Origin of the sequence: Mycobacterium sp. ACS1612 (assembly GCF_001667505.1) — a bacterium.
In the GTDB taxonomy this organism is placed as follows: domain Bacteria; phylum Actinomycetota; class Actinomycetes; order Mycobacteriales; family Mycobacteriaceae; genus Mycobacterium.
In genome coordinates, this window is record NZ_LZHZ01000018.1 from 261,078 (window position 1) to 269,994 (window position 8,917).

Genomic DNA, 8,917 nt, shown 5'->3' on the forward strand with positions numbered 1-8,917 from the left:
CGCAATATGACGTTTTCGGCGCGAAATCCGTCAAAAACCGTAGCCTCGCCGACGAGGAGCACGCATGAGCATCGAGTCTGACCAGCGAGTGCTGCGCGAGGTGGTCCTCGACCAGTTGACCACCGGCGAGATACGCGCGTACCGAATGTGGTTGCCGCCGTTGGCCGATCCGACCCCGGTGAACGAACTCGTCGAGCGGGACCGGCAACGCCAACCGCTGCGTTTCGGGCTCGGCATCATGGACGAACCGCGGCGGCACCGCCAGGAAGTGTGGGGCATCGACGTCTCGGCAGCAGGTGGCAACATCGCCGTCGGCGGCGCTCCGCAGACCGGCAAGTCGACGTTCCTGCAGACCTTGGTGCTTTCGGCCGCGGCCACCCACACGCCCCGCCAGGTGCAGTTCTACTGCATCGACCTCGGCGGTGGCGGGTTGATGTACCTGGAGGACCTGCCACACGTCGGCGGGGTCGCCACCCGGTCCGAACCCGACCGGGTGAACCGCGTCGTCGCGGAAATGAAAGCCGTTCTGCGGCAACGAGAAGCGATGTTCAAACAACACCGCGTCGGGTCGATGGCCGCGTACCGGCAGATGCGCGAGGACCCGAACCATCCCGCGGCCGCCGACCCGTTCGGCGACGTGTTCCTGGTCATCGACGGCTGGCCCGCGTTCGTGGCCGAGTTCCCCGATCTCGAGCCGGTCGTCCAGGATCTGGCCGGACAGGGCTTGGCGTTCGGCGTGCACACCATCATCTCCACCCCGCGCTGGACCGAGCTGAAGTCACGCGTGCGCGACTACCTGGGCACCAAGGTCGAATTCCGGCTCGGCGATGTCAACGAAACCCAGATCGACCGGATCACCCGCGAGATTCCCGCCAACCGGCCCGGCCGCGCGGTCTCGATGGAGAAACACCACCTGATGATGGGGGTGCCCCGACTCGACGGCGTGCACAGCGCCGACAACCTGGTGCCGGCGATCTCGGAGGCGGTGCAGGTCATCGCCGCCCGTAACGCCGAGCGGGCACCGCGCGTGCGGGTGCTGCCGGAACGCATCTACCTGCACGAGTTGGATCCGCACCCGCCTGGCCCCGAGGCCGACTACCGCACCAGGTGGACGGTGCCGCTGGGCATCCGGGAGTCTGACCTGTCGGTGGCCTACAACCCGATGTACATGACGCCGCACCTGCTGATCTTCGGCGCCCCGAAGTCGGGCAAGACGCGCATCGCGCACGCGGTGTCACAGGCCATCTGCCAGCGCAACAGCCCGGCGCAGGTGCGGTTCATGCTGGCCGACTACCGCTCGGGTCTGCTCGACGCGGTGCCCGAGAGCCATCTGCTCGACGCGGGCGCCGTCAACCGCAACAACGCCACGCTCGAGGAGGCCATCAAGGCGCTGGCGGTCAACCTGCAGAAGCGGCTGCCGCCGCCGGATCTGACCACCGCGCAATTGCGGGCCAGGTCGTGGTGGACGGGCCCGGATGTGGTGCTGCTCGTCGACGACTGGCACATGATCGTCGCGGCCAGCGGAGTGCTGCCCCCGATGGCGCCGCTGTTTCCGCTGTTGCCGGCGGCGGCGGACATCGGCCTGCACATCATCGTCACGTGCCAGATGAGCCAGGCGCATCGAGCGACCATGGACAAGTTCGTCGGCGCCGCCTACGGCGCGGGGTCGCCGACCATGTTCCTGTCCGGGGAGAAGCAGGAGTTTCCGTCCAGCGAGATCAAGCTCAAACGGCGCCCGCCCGGCCAGGCGTTCCTTGTCTCGCCCGACGGCAAGGAGGTCATCCAGGCGGCCTACGTGGATCCACCGGAAGAAGAAGTGTCGGCAGCACCCCTTGGGGGCCGCTAGACTATGACGAGGACGCTCAGCAAAGTCGGAGACGACGTGCCAGCAAACCGGTCGGGGACAAGATTCCGGTACGTTTAGGCAATTCCTGCTGGGCTGCGCACAAAGCAATATGCAGGGTTTTTGACACGGAAAAGGAGTATCCGCAAATGCAACCCATGGAACACAACCCCGGGGCCGTCGGCCTCGGCGCCCAGGTGGTCGCAAACGGCGCGCGTGGGCTGACCTCCGGCACCACGGCCTCCGCGGCCGTGACGGCGTTGACGCCCGCCGGCGCTGAAGAAGTCTCCGCGATGGCGGCGGCGGCCTTCGCCGCCGAGGGCGTCGAGAGCCTCGCGCAGAACACGTTCGCGCAGGAAGAGCTCACGCGGGCGGGTGCCGCATACATGGAAGCAGCGGGCATCTACACCGCGGTCGACGGCGCCAACGCCGCCGCTCTTTCGTAATAGCCGTAGTCGATCAGGCAAATCTGGGTTCTTAGTCGATCATGATCTGGCATGCGATGCCGCCCGAGTTGAACACCGCGCGGTTGATGCTTGGGGCCGGCTCGTTGCCGATGCTCCAAGCCGCCGCGGGGTGGGAGGCGTTCGCGATCGAACTGGAAACCCAGGCCGACGAGTTGGCGGGCACCCTGGCCGCGCTGACCTCGGCGTGGAGCGGTACGGCCGGCGAACGGGCCGTCTCCGCAACCATGCCGATGGTCGTCTGGCTACGCACCGTTTCGGCGCAGGCGCAGAAGCGGGCATTGCAGGCGACCGCACAGGCCAACTCCTACGACATGGCGATGATCACGACACCGCCGATCCCGGAGATCGAGGCCAACCACGTCACCCATGCCGTCCTGGAGGCCACCAACTTCCTCGGCGTCAACACAGTCCCGATCGGGATCAACGAGTTCGACTATTTCGTCCGGATGTGGAACCAGGCCGCCGGCGCGATGGACGTCTACGCCGCCGAGACGGCGCTGAACATTCTGTTCGAGCCGATCATGCCGATGAAGCCGATCGTCATCCCCGGCGTCGGCGAAGCGACGACGGGTGCGGCGTTGGGCCAAGCGGCGGCGATGACCGCCGGGGCGGTTGCTCGCGAAACGGCGATCGCCCACGTCGGCGCCCAGGCCACCATCGAGTCGGCAGGTCTGCAGACCGGCCGGGCCGCGGCACAGGCCAATCAGATGGCGACCACCGCCGAGGGGCAGGCGCAGAAAGCCCAGAACGCCCAACAGTTTTCGCAGCAGGGTCAACTGCAGCAGGGCGCGCAGCAAGGCATGCAGATGGGCATGCAACTGGCCTCGCAGCTGGGTTCGACGCTCGGACAACTGCCGCAGCAGGCCGGCCAGATGGTGATGCAGCCGATGCAACAGCTGACCCAGCCGCTGCAGCAGGTGTCGTCGATGTTCAGCCAGATGGGTGGGCTGGGCGGTGACAAGGGCGCCCAGATGGGCCTGATCGGCACCAGCCCGCTGTCCAACCATCCGTTGGTGGGCGGTTCCGGAGCGGGTTCGGGCGCCGGTCTGGTGCGGGCCGCGTCGCTGCCCGGTGCGGGCGGTACGTCAGCGCGCACCCCGCTGATGTCGAAACTCGTTGGGGCGGAACTGGAGCCGACCGTTTCGCCGGTGTCCGTCGCCGCAGGCGCTGCGGCGGGCGCATCGGCCGCCGGGTTGGCGCCGGTCGGCTCGGGTGGCGGCGCGGGGCCGATGGGCATGATGGGCCACGGCCAGAAGAGCGGTGGGACGAAACAGGCGCTGACGGCACCGTCGCCGCTGGTTTACGACCTGGCCGAGGACGAAGAAGACGACTGGTAAACGAAAAAACTTCCCGGCCAACGGGTCGGAAAGACTCGCCATTGGTTTTGGTGAGGACACGCAGAAGAAAAGGAAATTATCCAGATGGCACAGATGAATACAGATGCCGCTGTCCTCGCCAAGGAGGCAGCGAACTTCGAACGGATCTCCGGTGAACTCAAGGGCGTCATCGCCCACGTCGAGTCGGTCGCCGGCGCGCTGGCCGGGCAGTGGCACGGCCAGGCAGGCACCGCCGCGCAGGCCGCGCTGATGCGGTTCCACGAGGCGGCCGCCCGCCAGGTGCAGGAGTTGAACGACATCTCGGCCAACATCCACACCTCCGGTGTGCAGTACACCTCGACCGACGAGGACCAGCACGCCACGCTGACCAACGCGATGAACCTCTGACCGACAACGACTTACGAGAAACGGAGAAAGACTTATGACCGAACAGCTGTGGAACTTCGCCGGTATCGAGGGCGGCGCAAGCGACATTCAGGGCGCCGCCGTGGCCACCACTGCCGGCCTGCTCGACGAGGGCAAGGGATCGCTCGCGGCGCTTGCCGCGGTGTGGGGCGGCACCGGCTCGGAGGCCTACCAGGCCGTGCAGATGCGCTGGGACAGCACCTCCAACGAGCTCAACGCAGCTCTGCAGAACCTGGCATCGACCATCAGCGAGTCCAGTGCAACGATGGCTCAGACCGAAGCCGGCGTCACCGGGATGTTCGCATAACACGATCGAGCACGCGGGTGGGCGAGTCGGTCCGAAGACTCGGCTCGCCCACCACGTGTGTCGCAGCGTGACCTAGTAGTGATGAGAGGTACCCATGTCGGCTGACTATGACCGGCTCTTCCACTCCCCGGGCTCCTCGGTGGACGCTGTGCAGACAGCCGACGAGGAAGCGGAGAACGGTGCCGCGGCGCCTGCCGGTGCGGACGGCCGCAGCGATGTGCCGCCGCCGCCGATGCCCATCGCACCGACCACGACTGCCACCGCCCCTGCCCCGCCGCCGCGGCAGACGGAGGTGACCACCCAGATGCCGCCCACCAGGACGGCGCCGCAGCCGCGTCAGGCCAACGGCATGATGCGTGCACCGCAGTCCGCGGGCGCGGCGGGCGCTCGATTCGAGCAGCCACGCTCGGCGCCCACACCGTCGCCGAGGCCTGCGCCCGCGCCTGCCCCGTCTCAGCATTTCGCCGAGGTGCAAGCCGAGGCGGGCAATGCGTGGCGGGCGAATCAATCGCAGGCCAGCCAGCCGGCCACGACGTCGGCGGCGACCATCGGCAATCACCGCGCCATCGACGCGCTGTCTCACGTCGGGGTCAAGTCCGCGGTCAAGATGCCGTCGCAGCGCGGCTGGCGGCACGTGCTGTACATACTGACGCGGATCAACCTGGGGCTGTCGCCCGATGAACTCTACGAGATGGATCTGCACGCCAGGATCCGGCGAAATGCCCGCGACTCATACCAGATCGGGATATTCGGGCTCAAGGGCGGTGTCGGCAAGACCGCGGTCACCGTCGCACTCGGCTCTGCGCTGAGCAAGGTCCGCGGTGACCGGATCCTCGCCGTGGACGCCGACCCGGACGGCGGCAACCTCGCCGACCGCGCAGGCCGCCAGTCAGCAGCAACTGTCTCGGATCTGTTGGCGGACAAGGAGTTGGCCCGCTACAACGACATTCGCGCGTACACGAGCATGAACGCCTCGAACCTGGAGATCCTGTCCTCCGAGGAGTACAGCGGGGCGCGCCGCGAGTTCAACGACGAGGACTGGACGAACGCGACCAACATCGTGTCGCGGTACTACAACCTGGTGCTCGCCGACTGCGGTGCCGGGCTGTTCCAGCCCGCGGCCCGCGGTGTGCTGTCGACGGTGTCGGGTCTGGTGATCGTCGCAAGCGCGTCGATCGACGGGGCGCGGCAGGCCGCGGTGACAATGGACTGGTTGCGGCAGAACGGTTATCAGGATCTGCTCGGCCGGTCCTGCGTCGTGATCAACCACGTCACGCCGGGAAAGCCGAACATCGACGTCGAGGACCTGGTGCAGCAATTCGAACGGCACGTACCGCCGGGTCGGGTGATCGTGCTGCCGTGGGACAAGCACATCGCCGCGGGCACGGAGATCCAACTCGATCTGCTCAGCCGCACCTTCCGGCGGCGGATCACCGAGTTGGCGGCTGCGTTGTCCGATGACTTCGACAGGCTCGAACGTCGTTGACCTCCACTGCCGCAGCAGCATCAACGTCCAGCGTCACTCCGGGTAGGCCGTCCACCACGCGGGTGACGATCCTGACCGGCAGGCGCATGACGGACCTCGTGCTGCCCGCGTCGGCGCCGATCGAGACGTACATCGACGAAACCTTCTCGGTGCTCGGCGAACTGCTGGACGACACGCCCAAGGACGTGCTGGCCGGTTTCGACTTCACGGCGCAGGGCGTGTGGGCATTCGCGCGGCCGGGCGCACCGCCGCTCAAGGCCGACGAATCGCTCGATGACGCAGGCGTGGTGGACGGCGCGTTGCTAACGCTGGTGTCGGTCAGCCGAACCGAACGCTATCGGCCACTGGTCGAGGACGTGATCGACGCGATCGCGGTGCTCGATGAGTCGCCGGAGTTCAACCGCACCGCACTGAATCGCTTTGTCGGCCTTACCATTCCGGCGGCCGCGCTGGCCATCACGGTGATGGCGCTGGTCGCCTGGTCGCGCACCAGCCACGACTGGTATTGGCCGGTGGCGCTGGGCGTGCTCGGTCTCGCGATGCTGGGTGGCGGCATGCTGGCCAAGAACCGCTACGACAATGTCGACATGGCGGAAAGCCTGCTGGCCGCCGCAGTGCCAGTGCTGGCGGGTGCCGCGACGCTCGCGGTGCCACTGCCCCGCGGAGTCGACGGCCTCGGTGCGCCGCAACTGGCGGGCGCGGGCGCTATGGTCCTGTTGTTGACGTTGGCCACCAGGGGCGGACCACGAAGGCGCGCGGAGTTGGCGTCGTTAATGTCGGTCACCTCGATCGCGGTGACCGCAGCGGCCATCGCGTACGGATACGGCTGGCAGTACTGGGTGCCCGCGGGCGCCATCGCGTTCGGGTTGATCGTCGTGACCAACGCGGCCAAACTGACCGTCGCCGTCGCCCGCATCGCGTTGCCGCCGATACCGGCACCCGGCGAGACCGTGCACAACGACGAGTTGCTCGATCCCGTCGCGACGTCCGAGGGGATCGACGAGGAGTCGTCCACCTGGCAAGCGATCATCGAGTCGGTACCGGACTCGGCGGCCCGCCTGCACGAGCGCAGCGTGTTGGCGAAGCGGTTGCTCATCGGCTTCGTGACGGCGGGCGCGCTGGTCTTGGCCGTCGGCGCGATCACCGTTGTGGTGCAAGGCCATTTCTTCATCCACAGCCTGATCGTCGCCGGTTTGGTCGCGGTCATCTGCGGCTTCCGGTCCCGGCTCTACGCCGAACGCTGGTGCTCATGGGCGCTGCTGGCGGCGGCGGTGGCGGTGCCGACGGGCGTGACGGTCCGACTGTGCCTGTGGTACCCGCACAAAGCGTGGCTGGTGCTCGGCATCTACACCGCGGTCGCGATCGTGGCGCTGATCGTGCTCGGCGCCACCGAAGGCGTGCGGCGGGTGTCGCCGGTGACCAAGCGGATCCTGGAACTGACCGACGGTGCGGCGGTCGCGGCGGTCATTCCGCTGCTGCTGTGGATCGCCAGTGTCTACGACGTGCTGCGCAACATCCGGTTCTAGTCGGCCGGGCTCTGCAGGCCCGCGGTGATCTCCGCGACTGCGGCGTCAATGCGTTCGCGGTCGGCTTCGATCGACTGTGTCGCGGCCGCCATGGCGTTTTGCAGGGCCTCGTTGATGCGCTGCTCGACCGTACGCGCGCCGAGGCGCAGCAGGCCCTCGGAGATGAAGGCCGCCGTCAGGTAGTGATGTCCGTTCAGCGTGACTTCCACGGTCTCGGCTTCGTCTGTGGCGGTGAACGTTTCGCTGTTCATCTTGTGCAGTTGGTCGTCGACGATCGACTGTAACCGCTGTGCTTGCTTGAGCACGGCAGCGACCTGCGGATGCATGTCGTCGGTCACTTGGAATCCTTGTCCTGCACATCCCTGCGCCGGCGGTTGCCGATCACTGCCTCGGTCCACGGCCGGTCCTCGGTGTAGAGGTCCTCGTCGGGCGACAGATTCGGATCGCGCCGCTTCTCCTTACCCTGGCTGCCGTGTCCGGCCCCGTGCATCGGCGCCATGCCGCCTCCCATCGCGCCGCCGGTGGCGGCCCCGGCAGACCCGGCGGCGGGTGTGGTGGATGCCGCACGCGTGGGCGCCGTCGGCGCCACGGTTTCGGCACCGACGGCTGGGGACAACGGCATCGATGAACCGCCGCCGCCCGCGCCACCGCCGCCCGCGCCGGCGCCGCCACCTCCGCCCAGTGCGGCCGGTTTGAGGCTGGGATCCGTTGGCAGCTTCGGTGTTCCGGTCGACGGACCGCCACCGGGCAGGCCGCCGGGCATGCCGCCGGACGGCGCGCCGCCCCCCGGCGAACCGCCACCGGACGGTGAGCCGCCCCCCGGCGACGCGCCTCCGCTGGGTTGCTGGCCGCCTGCGGGCTGGCCGCCCGTCTGCTGTGCGGCCGAGGGAGGCTGCGCTGCGGCCGACGTTGGCTCCGCGGGAGCGCCGCCCCCGCCGGGGGTGGATTCGCTTGCGCCACCGGGAGATCCGTCACGGTCAGTGGCTGCCTTCGGGTCTCGGGCGTTGGGATCCCTGGTCGCTGCGGTCGGGTCGAGGCCACTGTTCGGCGGGTTCTCGGGTTGAATCACCTTGGGCGACATTGCCGCCGCGTATTGACCGACCAACTCCTCGGAAGCCGCTTGCGCCTGCTGCATCTGCGCGAACAGCGCGGCCACCGCAGCGCCGTCCGTCGCGGCGGTCAACTTCTGCTCGGCCTGAGCGTACGCCTCGGCCAGCGGCCGATGCGCAGCGCTGACGCTCTGGTGCACGTCGGCAAGCCGGGTGGCCTCGGTCGACAGCTCCTCCCACGAGTTGGCGAGCTTGTCGAGCCAGGAGCGATAGCTGTTGAACTTGGCGTACGCGGCCTCGGCTGCCATGCCCTCCCAGTCGCCGACGCGGCCTTCGAAAGCCGGTGCGGCGCCGCGGATCTGGCCGGCGAAGCCCTTCCACAGGTCGGCGGAGTTCCGCAGCGACGCGCCCTGGTCGCCGGCGTCGAGCTGTTGCTGAACGATCGGGGGACTGGCGAAGCCGCCGGGGGTGATCGCGGCGGGGGCGGGGACCACAGC

9 protein-coding genes are annotated in these 8,917 nt (G+C 68.2%); 7 read left to right on the forward strand and 2 right to left on the reverse strand.

What is annotated here, in order from left to right; all coding sequences use genetic code 11:
* Nucleotides 1–64 precede the first annotated feature (64 nt).
* From eccCb to eccD, 7 genes are all read left to right on the forward strand, one after another.
* Nucleotides 65–1,846 (forward strand): type VII secretion protein EccCb, encoded by a 1,782-nt coding sequence (gene eccCb, locus A5724_RS06990; RefSeq protein ID WP_067798266.1) that lies wholly within the window; start codon nt 65–67, stop codon nt 1,844–1,846.
* A 146-nt stretch (nt 1,847–1,992) separates the two neighbouring features.
* A complete protein-coding gene (locus A5724_RS06995) occupies nt 1,993–2,289 on the forward strand; it encodes a PE domain-containing protein (RefSeq protein ID WP_067798270.1) in 297 nt (98 codons plus the stop codon).
* Between the two features lie 41 nt (nt 2,290–2,330).
* Complete coding sequence (locus A5724_RS07000; protein ID WP_067798273.1) at nt 2,331–3,647, forward strand: PPE family protein; 1,317 nt, start codon at nt 2,331–2,333, stop codon at nt 3,645–3,647.
* A gap of 84 nt (nt 3,648–3,731) precedes the next feature.
* Entirely contained in the window at nt 3,732–4,034 is a 303-nt protein-coding gene (locus tag A5724_RS07005; protein ID WP_067798276.1) for a WXG100 family type VII secretion target, read from the forward strand.
* Nucleotides 4,035–4,068: 34 nt separating this feature from the next.
* On the forward strand, nt 4,069–4,359 hold the full coding sequence (locus tag A5724_RS07010; RefSeq protein WP_067798279.1) for a WXG100 family type VII secretion target: 291 nt from the start codon (nt 4,069–4,071) through the stop codon (nt 4,357–4,359).
* Nucleotides 4,360–4,453: 94 nt separating this feature from the next.
* Complete coding sequence (locus A5724_RS07015; RefSeq protein WP_067798282.1) at nt 4,454–5,845, forward strand: MinD/ParA family protein; 1,392 nt, start codon at nt 4,454–4,456, stop codon at nt 5,843–5,845.
* The gene (gene eccD, locus A5724_RS07020; RefSeq protein WP_067798285.1) at nt 5,842–7,371 is read left to right on the forward strand and encodes a type VII secretion integral membrane protein EccD; all 1,530 of its coding nucleotides are present in this window, start codon (nt 5,842–5,844) and stop codon (nt 7,369–7,371) included. Before A5724_RS07015 ends, eccD begins: the two co-directional genes overlap by 4 nt.
* Here the strand turns inward: eccD and A5724_RS07025 are convergent.
* Nucleotides 7,368–7,709 (reverse strand): YbaB/EbfC family nucleoid-associated protein, encoded by a 342-nt coding sequence (locus tag A5724_RS07025; RefSeq protein WP_067798287.1) that lies wholly within the window; start codon nt 7,707–7,709, stop codon nt 7,368–7,370. The genes eccD and A5724_RS07025 overlap by 4 nt on opposite strands.
* On the reverse strand, nt 7,706–8,917 hold a 1,212-nt coding region (locus tag A5724_RS07030; protein ID WP_156752168.1), incomplete at its 5' end, for a PPE domain-containing protein. The genes A5724_RS07025 and A5724_RS07030, both read right to left, overlap by 4 nt.